At 71.0% G+C, this 16862-nt stretch carries 19 protein-coding genes; 9 read left to right on the top strand and 10 right to left on the bottom strand.

The genetic code is table 11. The features are described 5' to 3' along the window. The first annotated feature begins 84 nt into the window (after positions 1-84). The 5 genes from F8566_RS14765 (at position 85) to F8566_RS14745 (ending at position 4285) form a co-directional block, all read left to right on the top strand. Positions 85-1098 (top strand): AAA family ATPase, encoded by a 1014-nt coding sequence (locus F8566_RS14765; protein WP_151560778.1) that lies wholly within the window; start codon positions 85-87, stop codon positions 1096-1098. Then, positions 1095-2099, top strand: a complete 1005-nt coding sequence (locus F8566_RS14760; RefSeq protein ID WP_151560777.1) for a DUF58 domain-containing protein — start codon at positions 1095-1097, stop codon at positions 2097-2099. The genes F8566_RS14765 and F8566_RS14760 overlap by 4 nt, the downstream gene beginning before the upstream one ends. Beyond that, complete coding sequence (locus F8566_RS14755) at positions 2096-3043, top strand: VWA domain-containing protein (RefSeq protein ID WP_151560776.1); 948 nt, start codon at positions 2096-2098, stop codon at positions 3041-3043. Before F8566_RS14760 ends, F8566_RS14755 begins: the two co-directional genes overlap by 4 nt. Positions 3044-3131: 88 nt before the next feature. Further along, positions 3132-3746, top strand: coding sequence for a class I SAM-dependent methyltransferase (locus F8566_RS14750; protein ID WP_151560775.1), 615 nt, complete (start codon positions 3132-3134; stop codon positions 3744-3746). Continuing rightward, entirely contained in the window at positions 3743-4285 is a 543-nt protein-coding gene (locus F8566_RS14745; protein ID WP_151560774.1) for a TrmH family RNA methyltransferase, read from the top strand. Before F8566_RS14750 ends, F8566_RS14745 begins: the two co-directional genes overlap by 4 nt. Here F8566_RS14745 and F8566_RS14740 read toward each other — a convergent pair. After that, entirely contained in the window at positions 4282-4491 is a 210-nt protein-coding gene (locus tag F8566_RS14740) for an EF-hand domain-containing protein (protein ID WP_151560773.1), read from the bottom strand. The two genes, F8566_RS14745 and F8566_RS14740, sit on opposite strands and share 4 nt — an antisense overlap. Positions 4492-4599: 108 nt before the next feature. On the opposite strand from F8566_RS14740, the gene F8566_RS14735 reads away from it, so the two are divergent. Continuing rightward, complete coding sequence (locus tag F8566_RS14735; RefSeq protein WP_151560772.1) at positions 4600-5427, top strand: glycerophosphodiester phosphodiesterase; 828 nt, start codon at positions 4600-4602, stop codon at positions 5425-5427. Between the two features lie 94 nt (positions 5428-5521). Here F8566_RS14735 and F8566_RS14730 read toward each other — a convergent pair whose 3' ends face one another. Further along, positions 5522-5833 carry a type II toxin-antitoxin system Phd/YefM family antitoxin gene (locus tag F8566_RS14730; RefSeq protein WP_225993180.1) on the bottom strand — a complete coding sequence of 104 codons (312 nt, stop codon included), beginning with the start codon at positions 5831-5833 and terminating at the stop codon, positions 5522-5524. 175 nt (positions 5834-6008) lie between these two features. On the opposite strand from F8566_RS14730, the gene F8566_RS14725 reads away from it, so the two are divergent. The 3 genes from F8566_RS14725 (at position 6009) to F8566_RS14715 (ending at position 7688) form a co-directional block, all read left to right on the top strand. Beyond that, positions 6009-6566, top strand: a complete 558-nt coding sequence (locus tag F8566_RS14725; protein WP_151560964.1) for an ATP-dependent Clp protease proteolytic subunit — start codon at positions 6009-6011, stop codon at positions 6564-6566. Further along, complete coding sequence (locus F8566_RS14720) at positions 6563-7207, top strand: ATP-dependent Clp protease proteolytic subunit (RefSeq protein WP_151560770.1); 645 nt, start codon at positions 6563-6565, stop codon at positions 7205-7207. The genes F8566_RS14725 and F8566_RS14720 overlap by 4 nt, the downstream gene beginning before the upstream one ends. A 136-nt stretch (positions 7208-7343) precedes the next feature. Further along, positions 7344-7688 carry an RNA polymerase-binding protein RbpA gene (locus tag F8566_RS14715; RefSeq protein WP_151560963.1) on the top strand — a complete coding sequence of 115 codons (345 nt, stop codon included), beginning with the start codon at positions 7344-7346 and terminating at the stop codon, positions 7686-7688. A gap of 155 nt (positions 7689-7843) precedes the next feature. Here F8566_RS14715 and F8566_RS14710 read toward each other — a convergent pair whose 3' ends face one another. The 8 genes from F8566_RS14710 to kdd all read right to left on the bottom strand — a co-directional run bounded on the left by F8566_RS14710 (position 7844) and on the right by kdd (position 16789). Continuing rightward, entirely contained in the window at positions 7844-8356 is a 513-nt protein-coding gene (locus tag F8566_RS14710) for an FxsA family protein (protein WP_151560769.1), read from the bottom strand. Positions 8357-8455: 99 nt separating this feature from the next. Next, entirely contained in the window at positions 8456-9202 is a 747-nt protein-coding gene (locus F8566_RS14705) for a polyprenol monophosphomannose synthase (RefSeq protein ID WP_151560768.1), read from the bottom strand. Positions 9203-9208: 6 nt separating this feature from the next. Then, entirely contained in the window at positions 9209-10867 is a 1659-nt protein-coding gene (lnt, locus tag F8566_RS14700) for an apolipoprotein N-acyltransferase (RefSeq protein ID WP_151560767.1), read from the bottom strand. A gap of 483 nt (positions 10868-11350) precedes the next feature. Continuing rightward, positions 11351-11803: a 3-aminobutyryl-CoA ammonia lyase gene (gene kal / locus F8566_RS14695; RefSeq protein ID WP_225993179.1), complete on the bottom strand. Its 453-nt coding sequence runs from the start codon at positions 11801-11803 to the stop codon at positions 11351-11353. Beyond that, a complete protein-coding gene (gene kamE / locus F8566_RS14690) occupies positions 11800-12633 on the bottom strand; it encodes a lysine 5,6-aminomutase subunit beta (RefSeq protein ID WP_151560766.1) in 834 nt (277 codons plus the stop codon). Before kamE ends, kal begins: the two co-directional genes overlap by 4 nt. Further along, positions 12630-14234: a lysine 5,6-aminomutase subunit alpha gene (kamD, locus tag F8566_RS14685; RefSeq protein WP_151560765.1), complete on the bottom strand. Its 1605-nt coding sequence runs from the start codon at positions 14232-14234 to the stop codon at positions 12630-12632. Before kamD ends, kamE begins: the two co-directional genes overlap by 4 nt. A 146-nt stretch (positions 14235-14380) precedes the next feature. Beyond that, positions 14381-15712 (bottom strand): DUF2252 domain-containing protein, encoded by a 1332-nt coding sequence (locus F8566_RS14680; RefSeq protein WP_151560764.1) that lies wholly within the window; start codon positions 15710-15712, stop codon positions 14381-14383. Positions 15713-15757: 45 nt separating this feature from the next. Continuing rightward, positions 15758-16789, bottom strand: a complete 1032-nt coding sequence (kdd, locus tag F8566_RS14675) for an L-erythro-3,5-diaminohexanoate dehydrogenase (protein ID WP_151560763.1) — start codon at positions 16787-16789, stop codon at positions 15758-15760. Between the last annotated feature and the right edge of the window lie 73 nt (positions 16790-16862).

Genomic DNA, 16862 nt, shown 5'->3' with positions numbered 1-16862 from the left:
TCGCGTAGGGTCGAAAGGCGCCCGCCCGCACCCGGAGCACCGTGTGGACTCCCAGACGGCCTCCCTGACGACGAGGACTCGCAGATGACCGTGGCCGCCCACGATGTCGACCAGGCCGCTGCGCTGCTGCAGCACACCGTGGCCGAGGTCAAGAAGGTCATCGTCGGGCAGGAGCACATGGTCGAACGGATGGTCGTGGCCCTGCTCGCCAAGGGCCACTGCCTCGTCGAAGGCGTGCCCGGCGTCGCCAAGACCCTCGCCGTCGGCACCCTCGCCCAGGTCGTCGGCGGCACGTTCGCCCGCCTGCAGTTCACCCCCGACCTGGTGCCCTCCGACATCGTCGGCACCCGGATCTACCACCCCTCCACCGAGCAGTTCGACGTCGAGCTCGGCCCCGTCTTCGTCAACTTCGTCCTCGCCGACGAGATCAACCGCGCGCCCGCCAAAGTCCAGTCGGCGCTGCTGGAGGTCATGGCCGAACGGCAGGTCTCCCTCGGCGGCAACACCTACCCCCTGCCCAAGCCGTTCATCGTCCTGGCCACCCAGAACCCCATCGAGTCCGAGGGCGTCTACCCCCTGCCCGAGGCGCAGCGCGACCGCTTCCTCATGAAGATCGACGTGCACTACCCGGGTGCCCACGAGGAGCTCCAGATCCTGCAGCGCATGAGCGTCGACCCGCCCGAGGCCACCGAGGTGCTCGACACCGAGCAGCTCACCACCCTCCAGCGCGCCGCCGAAGAGGTCTCGGTGCACGAGCTGGTCGCCGACTACATCGTCCGGCTCGTCATGGCCACCCGCGAACCCGAGCAGTACCGCCTGCCCGACCTGCGGCGCGTCATCGAGATCGGCGCCAGCCCCCGCGCGACCCTCGGCCTGGTCGCCGCCGCCCGCGGCCTCGCCCTGCTCAACGGCCGCGACTACGTCCTGCCCGACGACGTCCGCGCCGTCGCACGCGACGTCATGTCGCACCGCGTCGTGCTCACCTTCGACGCCCTCGCCGACGGCGTCGAGACCGCCGACGTCATCAACCAGATCCTCGCCGCCGTCCCGCCGCCCCGCGTGGTGTGGAACCACGGCGTCGCGGTGGCGGCACAATGATCTCGCTCAGGCGGTCCCGCCAGGGCCCGAAACTGGCGGCCCTGGCTCCCGAACGCACCCTCAAACGGCTGGAGCTGACCGTCACCCGCCGCCTCGACGGGCTCCTGCACGGCGAGCACATGGGCCTGATCCCCGGCCCCGGCACCGAACTCGCCGAAGCCCGCCTCTACCAGCCCGGCGAGGACGACATCCGCCACATGGACTGGGCCGTCACCGCCCGCACCACCACACCCCACGTCCGCGACCTCATCGCCGACCACGAACTCGAAGCCTGGGCGCTGGTCGACCTCACCCCCAGCATGGACTTCGGCACCGGCACCATGGTCAAACGCGACCTCGCCGTCGCCGCGCTCGCCGCCATCGGGTTCCTCACCATCAAGCTCGGCGACCGCGTCGGCTCCTACCTGCTGCAGCCCGACGGGCTCCGCCGCCGCCCCGCCCGCACCGGCAAAGCCGCCATGTACTCCATGCTGCAGGCCGTCCTCGATGCCGAACCCGGCCCCCGCGCCGCCGGCGCCCCCGACCTCGCCGCCGGGATCACCGCCCTGGACCGCGGCCAGACCCGCCGCGGCCTCCGGGTGATCATCTCCGACTTCCTCCCGCCGCACGACGCCGCACCCGCCGACCTCACACACCCGGCCGACCCGGCCGCCGCCCCACCCTGGGAACGGCCCCTGCGCCGCCTCGCCGCCCGCCACCAGGTCCTCGCCGTGGAGATCATCGACCCCCGTGAACTCGACCTGCCCGACATCGGCCTGGTCGAGATGACCGACCCCGAGACCGGCGCCGTCCACGAGATCGTCCTCAACAAGAAGGTCCGCGCCCGCTACGCCGCGGCCGCCGCCGCCCAACGCGAGCACACTCGCGCCGCGCTCCGCCGCAGCGGCGCCCACCACCTCGTCCTGCGCACCGACCGCGACTGGATCGCCGACGTCGCCCGCTTCGCGCTCCGCCAGCGCCGCGCCGCCGGCCGCACCGTCGCGCCGGGGGTGCGCCCATGACGTTCCTGTCACCCGAACGGCTCTTCCTGCTCGGCCTGCTCCCGATCCTGATCGGCGTCTACGTCGTCCTGCAGCTGCGGCGCAGCCACTACGCCGTCCGCTTCACCAACCTCGCCCTGCTCTCCCAGGTCGCGCCCAAACGGCCGGGCTGGCGCCGGCACGTCGCCGCGGGGCTCTTCCTCACCATGCTGCTCCTGATGATCATCGGGTTCGCGCGGCCGGCCACCGCGGTCAAGGTCCCCCGCGACCGCGCCACCATCATGGTCGCCGTCGACGTCTCCCTGTCGATGATGGCCAAGGACGTGGCCCCCGACCGCTTCGGCGCCGCCAAGGAAGCCGCCAAGAAGTTCATCCAGGACCTGCCCCGCCGGTTCAACGTCGGCGTCGTCTCGTTCGCCGGCAGCGCCAACCTCGTCGCCGCCCCCTCCGCCGACCGCGAAGCCGCCATCAACTCCATCGACCGGCTCGCGCTGGCCAAGCGCACCGCCATCGGCGAAGCCGTCTTCACCTCCCTGCAGGGCATCCGGTCCTTCGACGCACAGGCCAACAACGACCCGCCGCCCGCCCACATCGTGCTGCTGTCCGACGGTGACAACACCACCGGCCGCACCGTCCAGGAAGCCATCGACGCCAGCCGCGCCGCGCACGTCCCCGTCTCCACCATCGCCTTCGGCACGCCCTACGGCACCGTCGACATCGAAGGTGAGACCACCAGCGTCTCGGTCAACAAGGAGACCCTCCGCACCCTCGCCGAGGGCACCACCGGCAAGGCCTACGAAGCCGCCGACGGCAACCAGCTGTCAGAGGTCTACGCCAACATCGGCAGCTCCCTCGGCTGGAAGACCGAGCACCGCGACGTCTCCGCCCGCTACACCGGCATCGCCCTGCTCTTCGCCATCGCCGCCGGCGGCGCCTCCCTCGCCTGGTTCTCCCGCCTCCCCTGAACACCGGGCACCCCGAACACCGGGCACCCTGGACGGCACTCACCCTGGACGGCGCGCGACGCGCCCGGCGCTGGTACGGTCGGCCGACGTGGGGGAACATTACTTCGCGAACCGCCCAGAGACCGCCAGCAAACCGCGCAGCGTCGATCTCGTCCTGCCCGACCTGCACCTGCGGCTGGAGACCGACCGCGGGATGTTCTCGCCCGACCGGATCGACCTCGGCACCCGCATCCTGCTCGAAACCGTCCCCCCGCCGCCCGCCACCGGCACTCTGCTCGATCTGGGCTGCGGGTACGGCCCGATCGCGCTCACCATGGCGACGCGCTCGCCGCAGGCGAGCGTTCTGGGCGTGGACGTCAACGAACGAGCTCTTGCCGCAGCAACACGTAATGCCACCGCCGCCGGCCTTGACAATGTAAGGTTCTGTCTGGCGGGCGAAGCCGATCCCGGGCTGCGCTTCGAGGCCATCTGGTCCAACCCGCCGATCCGCATCGGCAAGGCCGCCCTGCACGACCTCCTGCTCACCTGGCTCCCCCGCCTCACCCCTGCCGGGACCGCCCACCTCGTCGTCCAGAAACACCTCGGCTCTGACTCCCTGCAGCGCTGGCTGAACGACCAGGGCTTCCCCACCCGGCGGCTCGCCTCCCGCTCCGCCTACCGCATCCTCGCCGTGTCCGCCCGTACAGAAGGCCAGATCTCATGAGCACGCCCGCCGAGCGCAAGCAGCTGCGCCCCACCGACGTCAAACGCCTCAACCGCGACTGGCGCCGGCGCACCGAGGCACGGCTCGGCCTGCTGGTGGAATCGGTCACCCAGCCGTTCAACATCGGGTCGATCGTCCGCAGCGCCGCGGTGTTCGGCGTCGACCATCTCTGGCTGGCCGGCAACGCCACTCCCCTGACCCACCGCAACGTCGCCAAGACCGCCCTCGGCACCGAACGCCTCGTCCCCTGGGAACACGCCGGCACGCCCGCCGAGGCCGCCGCCGCCGTGCGCAAGGAGGGCATGCGCCTCGTGGCGATCGAGCTCACCACCGACGCCGTCCCGCTGCACGAGGCACCGCTGGACGGCGACGTGTGCCTGGCCGTCGGCGGTGAGGACCACGGCTGCTCCCCCGCGCTGCTCGCCGCCGCCGACGCGGTCGCCTACATCCCGCAGATCGGCCGCGTCGGCTCGCTCAACGTCGCGGTGGCCACCGCGATCGCCCTCGGCGAGGCCCGCCGCCGCGAATGGGCCGGCTAGCCGCCCAGCAGTGCCGCGAACTCCTCCAGCGAGATCTTGCCGTCGCCGTTGGCGTCGGCCTGGACCACGACCTCCACCGCCCGCGTGCTGGTGACGTCCTCCCCCAGCGCGCGCATGAGGTTCTGCAGCTCGGCCGTCGAGATGTAACCGTCACCGTCGGCGTCGACCATCTCGAACGCCGCTCTGTAGTCGTTCACGTCAGCCACCGGGCACACCTCTCATCACGGATCTTCCAGCCCCAGGACGGTAGCGCAGCCCGCCGCCTTGACAAAGTAAGGTCGCACAAGGCCGCGGTGCCCGCCATACTCGGGTGAGTGCCGCGCAGCTATGCATTCCTGGACCACGCCGGCCCGATCCCGTTCGCCCACCGGGGCGGCGCCGGGGGCCGTCCCGAAAACTCCATGGCCGCCTTCCAGCGCGCCATCGACCTCGGCTACCGCTACCTGGAGACCGACGCGCACGCCACCGCAGACGGTGTCGTGGTCGCCTTCCACGACCGCACGCTGGACCGGGTGACCGACAGCTCCGGCGCCATCGCCCGCCTCCCCTACTCCCGGGTCGCCAAGGCGCGCATCGGCGGCACCGAGCCGATCCCCCGCCTTGAGGACATTCTCGGCTCCTGGCCCGAAGCGCGCGTCAACATCGACCTCAAGGACGCCCCCGTCATCGGCCCCCTCGCCCAGGCCCTGCACCGCACCCAGGCTTGGGACCGGATCTGCATCACCTCGTTCTCGACCCGCCGCCTCGCCCAGATGCGCGCCCGCCTGCCGCTGTTCACCGACCGCGACGTGTGCATGTCCCTCGGCCCGCGCGGCGTGATGGCCCTGCGCGCCAAGTCCTACGGCGGCGCCACCGACAAGCTCGTCCGCCTCGCCGCCACCGGCATCGCCTGCGCCCAGGTCCCGCACAGCCTCGGCCGTGTCCCGTTCGTCACCGGGTCGTTCGTCGCCAAGGCCCACGAGCTCGGCCTCAAGGTCCACGCCTGGACCGTCAACGACGCCCCCGACATGGACCGGCTCCTCGACCTGGGCATCGACGGCATCATGACCGACGAGCTCATCACCCTCCGCCAGGTCATGACCGCGCGCGACCTGTGGCCCAGCGCCACCGCCCAGCCACAGCCCCAGGCGCCCCAGCTCTAGCGCCCCCGGCCAGCAGACCGGCTCCGGCGGGACAAGGCCCGCAGCGGCCTCCGGACGCTTCAGGCGCTTCAGGCGCTCTGTGCGCCGCTCAGCGTCACCGGGTGAACCCCGGCGGCCGCGGTGGGCGCGGCGGGCCGCCTGGACGGTACTGGGCGGCGATACGCATCGGCTGCGGCCTGGTCACCGGGTGCTGCTCGGTCTCCTCCGGGGCGGGGCCGGACTGCGTCAGGTCGATCCGGCCTTCCTTGAGCAGCCGGAGCAGCTCGAGGTCCTCCGCCGAGACGATGGCGGCCATCACCCTGCCACGGCGCGTCAGCGCGATCGGCTCGCCCGTGTACGAGACCCGGTTGACCAGATCTGCAAAGTTCGCTCGCGCTTCCGTAACCGGCACATCCACAGGATTCATCGTATAGCGAACTCCCTTGGCCTCCCGTAAGTACCAAATGTACGCTTCGGACATCTCGTACCTACTGTACAGAACGAGGGGAAGGGCACTCATGCGCGAGGCGATGCGGGGTCTGGGCGGCGAAAGAGCGGAGGTGTTCGCACCGCGGGTGAGGGCCACGGTGGCGGAGGCGCCCATGCTCGCGGAGGCGGCGCTGTACGAGCGGCTGCTCGCCGAGCGGATCATCTTCGTGGGGCAGGAGGTCGACGACCAGCTCGCCAACCGGGTCTGCGGGCAGCTGCTCCTGCTGTCGGCGCAGGACGGGCGGCGCGACATCACGCTCTACATCAACTCCCCCGGCGGCGTGGTGGACGCCGGGATGGCGATCTACGACATGATGCAGTTCGTGCCCAACGACGTCTCGACCGTCGCGCTGGGCATGGCGGCCTCGATGGGGCAGTCGCTGCTGTGCGCGGGCACCGCGGGCAAGCGGTACGCGCTCAAGCACGCGCGAATCATGATGCACCAGCCGCACGGCGGGGTCGGCGGCACCGCCTCCGACATCAGGATCCAGGCCGAGCAGTTGCTGTACCTGAAGCGGACCCTGGCCGAGCGGACGGCGTTCCACACCGGGCAGCCGCTGGAGAGGATCGAGGCCGACGCCGACCGGGACCGCTGGTTCACCGCCGAGCAGGCCCGCGATTACGGGTTCATCGACCACGTCATCGAGAGCACCGAGCAGGTGGCGTCATGACACAGGGACGCCCCGTGAGGGCAGAAGGACGCCCCATGTCGGCAGAAGGACGCTACGTACTGCCGTCGTTCGTCGAGCGCACGTCGTACGGGATCAAGGAGATGAACCCGTACAACAAGCTGTTCGAGGACCGCATCATCTTCCTCGGCACACCCGTCGACGACACCGCCGCCAACGACGTCACCGCCCAGATGCTGGCGCTGGAGGGCATCGACCCCGACCGGCCCATCAGCCTCTACATCAACTCCCCCGGCGGCTCCCTGACCTCGATGCTGGCCGTGCACGACACCATGCAGTACATCCGGCCGGAGATCGAGACCACCTGCGTCGGGCAGGCGAGCTCGGCCGCGGCGATCCTGCTGGCCGCGGGCACCCCCGGCCGGCGGGCCGCGCTGGTCAACTCCCGGATCCTGCTCCAGCAGCCGGCCACCGACGTCCAGCGCGGCCAGTCCAGCGACCTGGAGATCCAGGCACGGGAGATCATCCGGATGCGGGAGCGGATGGAGCAGATCCTCGCCGAGGCGACCGGGCGGGACCTGGCCGAGGTCGCGGCCGACATCGACCGTGACCGGTTCTTCACCGCGGCCGAGGCGCTGGAGTACGGCCTGATAGACGACGTGCTGAGTTCCCGCAAGAGGTGACGCCGCCGAAACTTTCTCCCGGGCGGCGCAGTACGGCCGAAACTACAGGGTTGGATCGCCCCTCCGGCGGGAATCTTGTCTCGGCATAGAGCGTTGGGGACTACAAGACCGCAAGCCGTCTGGGAGGCACGTGACGATGGCCGAGCGCGCACTTCGCGGCACCCGACTCGGAGCGACGAGCTACGAGAACGATCGCAACACCGATCTGGCCCCTCGGCAAGAGGTGGACTACACCTGCACAAAGGGCCACCGGTTCACCGTGACGCTCGCAGCCGAGGCCGAGGTGCCGATGACCTGGGAATGCCGCAACTGCGGCGCCACCGCGCTGCGGGTGGACGGAGAACTGCCCCAAGCCAAGAAGGGCAAGCCACCGCGCACCCACTGGGACATGCTCATGGAGCGCAGGACACTCGAAGACCTGGAGGAGGTCCTCGCCGAGCGCCTGGCGATCCTGCGAGCAGGGCGCAGGAAGACCGCATGATCGACCTGACATGATCAGCCCGACCGCGTGATCAGCTGAAAGGGCCCGTACCGTCCCCGGACGGTACGGGCCCTGCTGCTGTGTCGGCCCTGCTGCTGTGTCGGCGCCGCTCCCGAGGCCGGGTCCAGCCTGGGCCGCCCGGCGCTGAGGGAGTCTCAGGGGCGCTTGTCGTCCTCGTCGACGACTTCGCCCCGGACCACCGGCCCGCGCGGCGTCCCGGCGCTCTGAGAGCCACCGGGGGCGGCGCCGAACGGGTCGAAGCCCGGCCCGGGGAACATCGGGCCCACCCGCGTCTGCGCGATCTTCACGCGCCGTCCCGCGTAGGCGACCAGCAGCCGCCGGACCACCGGCCGGGTGAACGGCAGCACGAACAGGAAGCCGAAGAAGTCGGTCACGAACCCCGGTGTCAGCAGCAGCACGCCGCCGACCAGGACCAGCGCCGCGTCGGCCAGCTCCCGGTCGGGCATGACGCCGCGCTGCAGCGTGTCCTGCAGCGCCCGCCACGCCCGCCTGCCCTCACGCCGGACGATCCAGCCGCCCAGCAGGCTCTCGGCCAGCAGCAGCGCCACGGTCCACCAGCCGCCGATCACCTGCCCCACCTGGATGATCACGTAGATCTCCAGGATCGGCATCACCAGGAAGGCCAGGACCATCACGAGCGCCAGCATGGTTCCATCTTCGCGTAGGAGGGATGTCTCTGCCCCTGTCAACGCCGGGGGTCAGCCGATCGTTTCCCCCGGCGCGCGAGTATGCGCAGGGCGAAACACTCAGCGCCGCGAGCGCAGCTTGGCGGTCCGGGCCTCCACGCCCCACCGGGTGATGCGCAGCATCGCCTCGGCCATGATGTCGCGGCTCATCTTGCTGCTGCCGTGGGTGCGTTCCACGAAGGTGATCGGCACCTCGACGACCTTCAGGCCCTGCCGCAGGGCGCGCAGCGCCAGGTCGATCTGGAAGCAGTAGCCGCGCGAGTCGACCCCCTCCAGGCCGATCTTCTGCAGGGTCGCGGCGCGGAACGCGCGGTAGCCGCCGGTCGCGTCGTGCAGCGGCACGCCGAGCATGAGCCGGGTGTAGGTGTTGGCGCCGCGCGACAGCGCCTCCCGGCTCTTGGGCCAGTTGAGGACCTTGCCGCCCGGCACCCAGCGCGCTCCGATCACCAGGTCGGCGTCGACGAGCGCCGCGAGCAGGCGCGGCAGCTCCTCGGGCTGGTGGGAGCCGTCGGCGTCCATCTCGACCATGACGTCGTAGCCGCGTTCCAGGGCCCATCGGAAGCCCGCGATGTAGGCGGGGCCGAGGCCCTCCTTGCCGGTCCGGTGCAGCACCTTGACGTGCTCGTCGGTCTCGGCGAGGGCGTCGGCGAGGTCGCCGGTGCCGTCCGGGCTGGCGTCGTCGACCACGAGCAGGTCCACCGACGGCGCGGCGTCTCGCACTCGCCCGACGATGCTCTTGATGTTGTCCCGCTCGTTGTAGGTCGGGATGATCACGAGCACCCTGCCGAGCTCGGCTGGGATCTCCATCGGTGTCTACTTCCCCTCGTTCTTCCTGCGAGTGGTCGCCACGGCCACTCCGGCCGCGCCGGCGGCGAGCAACGCCAGCGCCCACTCCGGCTTGGCCCCGAGCCGGTCCGACAGCGTACGCGAGGTGCGCGCCGGCACGCTCGCCACCTGGATGTCGGGGGTGAACTCCCGGGACCGGTCGATCATCGTCCCGTCCGGCGCCACGATCGCGCTGATGCCGCTCGTCGCCGCAACCAAGATCGTACGGCCATGCTCGACCGCGCGCAGCCGGGACATGGCGATCTGCTGCGGCGGCAGGCTGGTCTTGCCGTAGGTGGCGTTGTTGGTCTGCACGACCAGGAGGTTGCCCGCGGCGACGTCGCGGACCTCCTTGTCATAGGCGACCTCGAAGCAGATCACGTCTCCGACCGTGACCGGCCCCATCCGCATGACGCCCGAACGGGTGCCCTTGGCGAAGTCGCGCGGGATGCGCTCGAAACGGGTGATCAGCTTGGTGAGGACGTCGCGGAACGGCAGGTACTCCCCGAACGGCACGGGATGCCGCTTGACGTAGTAGTTCCCGGGGCCGCTGCGCGGGTCCCAGACGATGCCGCGGTTCTCCACGCGCTCGCCGTCGGGGGTGTCGACGAGGGCGCCGACGAGCACCGGGACGCCGATGTCGCGGACGGCGCCGTCGATCGCGGTGTAGGCGTCGGGCTCGGCGTAGGGGTCCAGGTCGCTGGCGTTCTCCGGCCACACCACCAGCTCGGGCCGCGCGACCTGCCCGGCGCGGACCTGACGGGCCAGCTCGCGGGTCTGCCGTACGTGGTTGTCGAGCACGGCCTTGCGCTGCCCGAGGAAGTCCAGGCCGAGCCTTGGCACGTTGCCCTGGATGACGGCGACGGTGACCGGGTCGCCCGCGGTGGGCGTCGGGATGGCGAGCCCGCCCCCGACGATCGCGGCGGCGGCGCCCAGCGCCACTGCCAGTGGCCGTGCGGCCGCCTTCATCGACCCCTTCCTGTGGTCGAGCACGATCACCGCGGCGTACGCCAGGAGGCCGCCGATCAGGGCCGTCAGGAAGGTGACCAGCGGCGCGCCGCCGAGCGAGGCGTAGGGGGTGAGCGGGGTCGCGGTCTGGCTGAACGCCAGCCGGGCCCAGGGGAAGCCGCCGAACGGCACGTTGCCGCGCAGCAGCTCCTCGGCGACCCACAGGGCTGCGGCCCATACCGGCCAGGCGGGCAGCCGGGTCACCAGCGCGATCCCGGCGCCCAGCGGGATGAAGTACAGCGCCTGGACCAGGCTCAGGATGATCCAGCCATCAGGACCGATCTTGACGATGCCGGTGAGGACGGGCAGGAAGAACGCGGCGCCGCCGACGAAGGCGAGCCAGGAGGCGGTCCGGGGGCGCAGGCCGCGCAGCGCGAAGGTGAACATCGCCACGCCCACGGGCGTGAGCGGCCACAGGTCGATCGGCGGGAACGCCAGCCACATGACCAGGCCCGAGGCGATCGCCAGCAGCGTCCGCGGCCACCCGGCGCGGCCGTTCGTCCGCCCGAACGCCACCAGGCGCGCCGCGCGCCCGCGGGGGGCACCGGCGCCGGGCCCACGCCCGCCGGCGGAATCGGGCTCGCCGGCAGGACCGGCCGCCGCCGGTGTCCGGTCCGGGAGGGTCTCCTGCGCCACCATGGCTCCTGTCGAAACACCACTGGTCGAAAAACACCACTGGCGGGAACGCTACCGCTCGCGCGCGCCTGACACGACCACGAGGTGGCAAGGGAGGGGCACGGGCACGGAAGAGGGCCCGTGACATCCATCGGGCCGGAGTCGTCTCACAGGCGGTGAGAACGATGATGCTCCGTTTTCTACTGGATGTCCGGGCCCTTTCCCGGGTCCAAGCCCCCGCCCGATCGGGCGGCTCCGCCGTGACGCGGCTGCCGGTCACCTGCACCTGGCTCGGACGGGATCGGGAGCGAATCCGCACTCGTGCCCGTCGCGGCGCGGTGTCCGGTGGCGCCTCGGGCGGCCGATCGGTGAGTCCCGTGCTGGACTGCAGCAAAACTACCGGCTTCCGGGCCCTTGTCAACCGCTTCACGTTCTGCGCGGACCCCTTGTTTCACAAGGTGAAAACCATGATCGGCGCAGGTTCGCAAATCATGATGGTCACAAGGGTCACAACTGCGGCGGCACCGGTTCGGGCACCACCACCGTGCCGGTCGCGGTGACCACGATGATCGGTTCGCTGAGCACTTCGGCCGCGGACTCCCCCTTGCCCGGCGTGCCTGCACCCGGGCTGCGACGGCACACCACCCGCGCCTGGAACTCCAGCGTCCGGCTGCGGCGGCCCACGCGGACGACGGTGGCGGTGGCCTCGACCACGTCGCCGGCCCGCAGCGGCGCGCGGAACTGCACGTCGGAGTAGGACGCGAACAATCCCTCGTCGTTGTCGGTGCGGATGCAGACCTCGGTGGCGACGTCGCCGAACAGCCCGAGGACGTAGGCGCCGTCCACGAGATCACCGGCGTAGTGGGCGTGGGCGTACGGCACGTACCGGCGGTGCGTGACCGTCAGGCCCTCAAGGCTCCGGCTCTCGGAACTCAGCCCCTCATGGCTCGGACGGGTCACTGGGTCGCCTCCCCGGGCAGCAGCGCGTGGACGAGATAGCTGGCGACCTCGGCGGGCGTGGTGCCCTTGCCGAAGATGCGGTCGACGCCGAGGTCCTCGGGCGTGACGGTGTCGAAGCGGGGCCCGCCCACCACCAGCAGCGGGCGGCCCATCCCGGCGGCGACGGCCGTGGGGTACTCGGCGTGGAAGGCGCCCGCCATCTGCTTGGTGTTGTGCAGGTGGGCGTTCCTCTGCGTGACGACCTGGGAGACCAGCACGGCGTCGACGTTCTCGGCCTTGGCGCGTTCGACCAGCTCTTCGACGGTGACCTGGGCGCCCATGTTGACCACCTGGATCTCGCGGTAGTACTCCAGGCCCTTCTCCCCCGCGAAGCCCTTGACGTTGAGGATCGCGTCGATCCCGACGGTGTGGGCGTCGGTGCCGATGCAGGCGCCGACGATCACCAGCCGCCGGCCCAGGGTGGCGCGGATCGCCAGGTTGACCTCGCCGGCGCTCAGCAGGGGGTACTCCCGGCCTTCCGGCACCGGGATGGAGGCGTAGTCGATCAGGTGGTTGACCCGGCCGTACACGATGAAGAACGTGAAGTCGGGGCCCATCGGCTTGGCGTGCACCACGCTGGCCGGGTCCAGCCCCATCTTCCCGGCGAGCTGGAGCGCGGCCGCGTCGGCGCGCTTGCCCGCCGGGACGGGCAGGGTGAACGAGACCTGCACCATGCCGTCGCCGGTGGTGTCGCCGTAGGGCCGGATGACCTGCCGGGTGTCGGCGGGCTCGGCCGGGGCCTGGGTGTCGGTGCTGCCTGCGGAGTGCGTGCTTCCTGGCGGCGGGGTCATGCCGGCACCTCCTCTGTGGGAACGCCGTGGCGGGCATGCGGATCCTCCGCGTCGAGGATCTCGATCGCGGGGTTGAAGTAGCCGTCGGCGCGTTCGGCGACGCCGTCCAGGCCCTTGCCGCGGTCGGCGGGCCGGCGGGTGATGCCGAACGTGCCGTCGGCGATCGCGTTGAGGAGCCCGTCGTCGCAGATCTCCTCGAGCAGGTCGATGGACTCCGACAGCACCTGCCGGGCCCGCTGCGCGACGAATCCGCCCGGGCGGGGCACGAAGTCGTCGGCGAGTCCTCCGCAGGCGTCGCGGACGTACCGCACGTTCTCCAGCGCCAGGTCGCGGTCCGACAGCCAGGGTGTGTGGATCCCCTCGGTCATCATCCCGATGAGGATGATCGACTGCCCGGTCATGACGCCGGCGAGGTTGAAGAACGCGTCCAGCAGGTAGCCGGCGAAGATGTTGCCGGTCATGTGCTTGGTCGGCGGCATGTACTTCAGCGGCGCGTCCGGGAACAGCTCGCGGACGAGCTGCGCGTGCGCCAGCTCCAGCCGGAACGACTCGGGGATCGCGGGGTTGATCTCGAAGGCGTGGCCGAGGCCGAGCTGGGCGTCGGCGAGCCCCGCCTCGTGCCCGAACCGCTCGTTCAGCAGCTGGCTGACGATGACGGTGTGCGCCGCGTCGACCGCGTCGGCCGTGGTGAGGTAGTTGTCCTCGCCGGTGTTGATGACGATCCCGGCCCGTGCGTGGATCTGCCGTGAGAAGCGCTGGTCGATGAACGTGCGGCGCGGGTTGATGTCACGGAAGATGATCCCGTACATGCAGTCGTTGAGCATCATGTCCAGGCGTTCGAGCCCGGCCAGCGTCGCGATCTCGGGCATGCACAGCCCCGAGGCGTAGTTGGTGAGCCGCACGTAACGGCCGAGCTCGCGGGACACGTCGTCCAGGGCCGAACGCATCAGCCGGAAGTTCTCCTGCGTGGCGTAGGTGCCGGCGTAGCCCTCCCGCGTCGCCCCCTCCGGCACGAAGTCCAGCAGCGACTGCCCGGTCGAGCGGATCACCGCCACCACGTCGGCGCCCTCCCGCGCCGCGGCCTGTGCCTGCGGGATGTCCTCGTAGATGTCGCCCGTGGCCACGATCAGGTAGATCCAGGGCTGCGCCGGATCGCCGACCTCCGCCAGCACCCGGTCGCGTTCGGCGCGCCGCCGGTCGATCGCGGTGATCCCGGCCCGGGCGGCCCGCCGGGCCGCCTCCCGCGCGTTCGCCTCGTCGGTCCCGGCGGGGAGCCGGAAGGACACCCGTCCCCGCGCGGCGGCCTCGGCGAGCTCCACCAGGGAGCCGTGCGGCCCGTTCACCAGCGCGTCCCAGACCGGGAGCGCCACGCCGTGCTCCAGCCCGACCTGGTCGCGGACGGCGTCGGCGAGATGGTTGGCCCAGGGGCGGCCGTCGCTGTCGGCGCCGGCGAGGCCCGCCAGCCGCAGCAGTGCCCGTTCCACCGAGACCGTCGTATGGGTCCGGGCCATCTCGATGATCGGCTCGGCGGCGCGGGCGGCCAGCCGTCTGGCGCGCCCCACCACCGCCGGGTCGAGATCGAGTTTTCGCTGCGGCGTCATTGCCGACCCCCTCGAACAATTGTCCGTATTGATGGGCTTCTTACGGAAGATCCTCCGGTAAACAGCCCCCGATCCGCAAGAACCTCAACTGTCCCAACCGAACCGGCTGAGGAGGCCGGCGACGCACCGCGCCGCTGCCCGCTTTCCTACAGGCCGGGAATCTGGCCGTTCCTGAAGGCGTCCACGAAGAGCCTGTGGTCGTCGCGGACGACCGCGGCGTACTCCATGCCGAACGCCACCATCGCCTCGACGAACGCCTTCTCGTCCGGGCCGATCGCCGCGTTGATGGCGTCCTCCACCTGGAAGCCGACCAGGGTGTGGTCGGAGTCGGTGTCGGACACACAGTGGATCTTGGCGGTGGCGCGGCCCAGGTCGTCGAGCACCGAGAGCATCTCCTCGGGCTCGGTGAGGGACGACCAGTCCAGGTCCTCCTCGTAGGGCGAGAGCTCCTGCACGACGTAGCCGACCCCGTCCAGCTCGGTGTGGCCGAGCCACGGGTCGGTGTTGGCCTGCAACGCGCGCCGTGAGACCGCGGTGCGGTGGCCGTGGTGGTGGAAGTAGTCGCGTATGTGGGGGTCGTCGACGACGCGGCTGGGCGCGGCGACGTTGCCCTGCTTCATCGACAGCACGACGTCGTTCTCCAGGGCCTGGCTGTTGCCCTCCACCAGGATGTTGTACGCCGACAGCCCGGCCGAGCCGATGCCGAATCCGGAGGCGCCCACGATGTCCTTCACCTTGTAGGTGATGGGACGCAGGCGCTTGTCGACGGGGATCGTCTGCAGGTACGCCTCGTACGCCCGCTCCACCTTGGCCCGCTCGGCCTCGCCGAGGCGGCGCACGCCGGGCCGGTTGCGGAACCGGCGCTCCTGCTGCTCCACGAGCGTCATCTCGTCGAGCAGCTCGATGCGGGTGTTGGCCAGCGCCGCCACCAGCACGGCGCGGATGTAGCCGTCGGTGTTGTCGAGGGTGAGCGCGAACTCGTGGTCGTCGTCGTGCTCGGCGAAGTGCCGGACCTGGTCCACGTAGGCGCGGACGTAGGTCTCGATCAGGCGCTGTATGTCGGAGTCGGAGATGGCCTTGCTCCACGCCATCAGCGCCAGGCTGGCCACCAGGCGCTTCACGTCCCAGGTGAAGTGCCCGACGTAGGCCTCGTCGAAGTCGTTGACGTCGAAGATGAAGATGCCGTCGTCGTTCATGTAGGTGCCGAAGTTCTGCGCGTGCAGGTCGCCCTGGATCCAGACGCGGCCGGTGCGCTCGTCGGCCCACGGGTCCTCGTCGTCGATGATGTCGGCGTAGAACAGGCAGGCGCTCCCCCGGTAGAACGCGAACGGGTCGGTGGCCATCTTGCGGAAGCGGCGGCGGAACTCGGCGGGACTGCGCTCCATCAAGTCGGAGAAGGCGTCGACCAGGACCTCCACGATCTGGGCCTGGCGTTGTTTGGGGTCACGCTCGCGCAGTGACCGGGTGATGCTCGCCATCACAGTGCTCCTCGATGATCCGGTGGGTCGTCCCGGTCATTCTCGTCACTTCCCGGCTTCCCGGGCGGTGAACAACGTGCGAATCGCCGGTTCCGACCTGAACAAGTCCAATGCCAGATCGACGTGCCCGGGGACATAGCCGTTCCCGATGAGCATCGTGACGTCGGCCGCCAGTCCCTCGGCGCCCAGCGCGGCGGAGGCGAACGAGGTGGCCATCGAGAAGAAGATCACCGTGCCGCCGGGCGCGGTGGCCAGGATCGCGCCGTGCTCGCAGCCCGGCACGTCCACGCAGACCACGGTCACGTCGGCGGGCTCGCCGAGTGCCGCCGCCACCGCGACCGGGTCGCGCGCGTCGGCCCGCACGACCTTGTCGGCCAGGCCACTGGCAGCCAGCCGGCGCTCCTCCTCTTCGGTGGGCACCAGCCCGATGGTGCGGGCCGCGCCGGCGCGGCGGGCGGCGGCCAGCGAGAGCGACCCGCTCTTGCCCGCCGCGCCCAGCACCGCCACCACAGGTCCGCCAGGCCCCTCGTGCCGGCGGACAACGCGGTGGGTGAGGGCGGGCGCGCCGCACACGTCCATCACCGACAGTGCGAGCGGCACGGGCAGGTCGGCGGGGAGGACGGCGGCGATGGAACGTGCGAAGAGGATCGCGTGGCCCTCGGCCGGGACCTGTTCGGACCGCCCGTCCCAGCGGGCCAGCCCGTCGGTGACGGCGAGCGGGGTGAGGGTGAGCGAGACCAGCGTCGCGATCCGGTCCCCCGGTTCAAGGCCCAGCGGCGAGTCCGGCCCCGCCTCGTCGACGACGCCGACCAGCATGCCGCCCGAGCCGGTCACCGGGTTCTGCATCTTGCCGCGCTCGCCGATGATCGCCAGTACCTCGCGGCGGACGGCGTCGGGATCGCCGCCGTGCGCGGTGTGCAGTTGCCGGTAGGAGGCGGCGTCCAGATTGAGCCGCTCCACCCGTACGCGCACCTCGTCCGGGCGGATCCGGGGATCGGTGTCGAGCCGCGCGGCCGCCTGGGGCAGCACTCCCGGCGGCTCCAGGACGCGGTGGAGCCCCACGGGGGACGTGCTCATGCGTGGATCACCCATATATCCGCCTGCCTCGCCTCTCCTGTCCGATTTGGCATCCCGGAGGATATCCGGGGTA

The organism is Actinomadura rudentiformis, assembly GCF_008923185.1.
Classification (GTDB): Bacteria; Actinomycetota; Actinomycetes; order Streptosporangiales; family Streptosporangiaceae; genus Spirillospora; species Spirillospora rudentiformis.
The sequence above is the reverse complement of the archived record's forward strand: the minus strand, read 5'-3'. Positions and strand labels throughout refer to the sequence as shown.

What these genes read in the sequence shown, in the direction of transcription:
- F8566_RS14730 (WP_225993180.1), bottom strand. Translation starts at nt 5,833, where the DNA reads ATGAATCCTGTGGATGTGCCGGTTACGGAAGCGCGAGCGAACTTTGCA.
- F8566_RS14765 (WP_151560778.1), top strand. Translation starts at nt 85, where the DNA reads ATGACCGTGGCCGCCCACGATGTCGACCAGGCCGCTGCGCTGCTGCAG.
- F8566_RS14725 (WP_151560964.1), top strand. Translation starts at nt 6,009, where the DNA reads ATGCTCGCGGAGGCGGCGCTGTACGAGCGGCTGCTCGCCGAGCGGATC.
- kamD (WP_151560765.1), bottom strand. Translation starts at nt 14,234, where the DNA reads ATGACGCCGCAGCGAAAACTCGATCTCGACCCGGCGGTGGTGGGGCGC.
- F8566_RS14715 (WP_151560963.1), top strand. Translation starts at nt 7,344, where the DNA reads ATGGCCGAGCGCGCACTTCGCGGCACCCGACTCGGAGCGACGAGCTAC.
- F8566_RS14760 (WP_151560777.1), top strand. Translation starts at nt 1,095, where the DNA reads ATGATCTCGCTCAGGCGGTCCCGCCAGGGCCCGAAACTGGCGGCCCTG.
- F8566_RS14745 (WP_151560774.1), top strand. Translation starts at nt 3,743, where the DNA reads ATGAGCACGCCCGCCGAGCGCAAGCAGCTGCGCCCCACCGACGTCAAA.
- F8566_RS14710 (WP_151560769.1), bottom strand. Translation starts at nt 8,356, where the DNA reads ATGCTGGCGCTCGTGATGGTCCTGGCCTTCCTGGTGATGCCGATCCTG.
- kamE (WP_151560766.1), bottom strand. Translation starts at nt 12,633, where the DNA reads ATGACCCCGCCGCCAGGAAGCACGCACTCCGCAGGCAGCACCGACACC.
- F8566_RS14755 (WP_151560776.1), top strand. Translation starts at nt 2,096, where the DNA reads ATGACGTTCCTGTCACCCGAACGGCTCTTCCTGCTCGGCCTGCTCCCG.
- kdd (WP_151560763.1), bottom strand. Translation starts at nt 16,789, where the DNA reads ATGAGCACGTCCCCCGTGGGGCTCCACCGCGTCCTGGAGCCGCCGGGA.
- F8566_RS14680 (WP_151560764.1), bottom strand. Translation starts at nt 15,712, where the DNA reads ATGGCGAGCATCACCCGGTCACTGCGCGAGCGTGACCCCAAACAACGC.
- F8566_RS14705 (WP_151560768.1), bottom strand. Translation starts at nt 9,202, where the DNA reads ATGGAGATCCCAGCCGAGCTCGGCAGGGTGCTCGTGATCATCCCGACC.
- F8566_RS14720 (WP_151560770.1), top strand. Translation starts at nt 6,563, where the DNA reads ATGACACAGGGACGCCCCGTGAGGGCAGAAGGACGCCCCATGTCGGCA.
- lnt (WP_151560767.1), bottom strand. Translation starts at nt 10,867, where the DNA reads ATGGTGGCGCAGGAGACCCTCCCGGACCGGACACCGGCGGCGGCCGGT.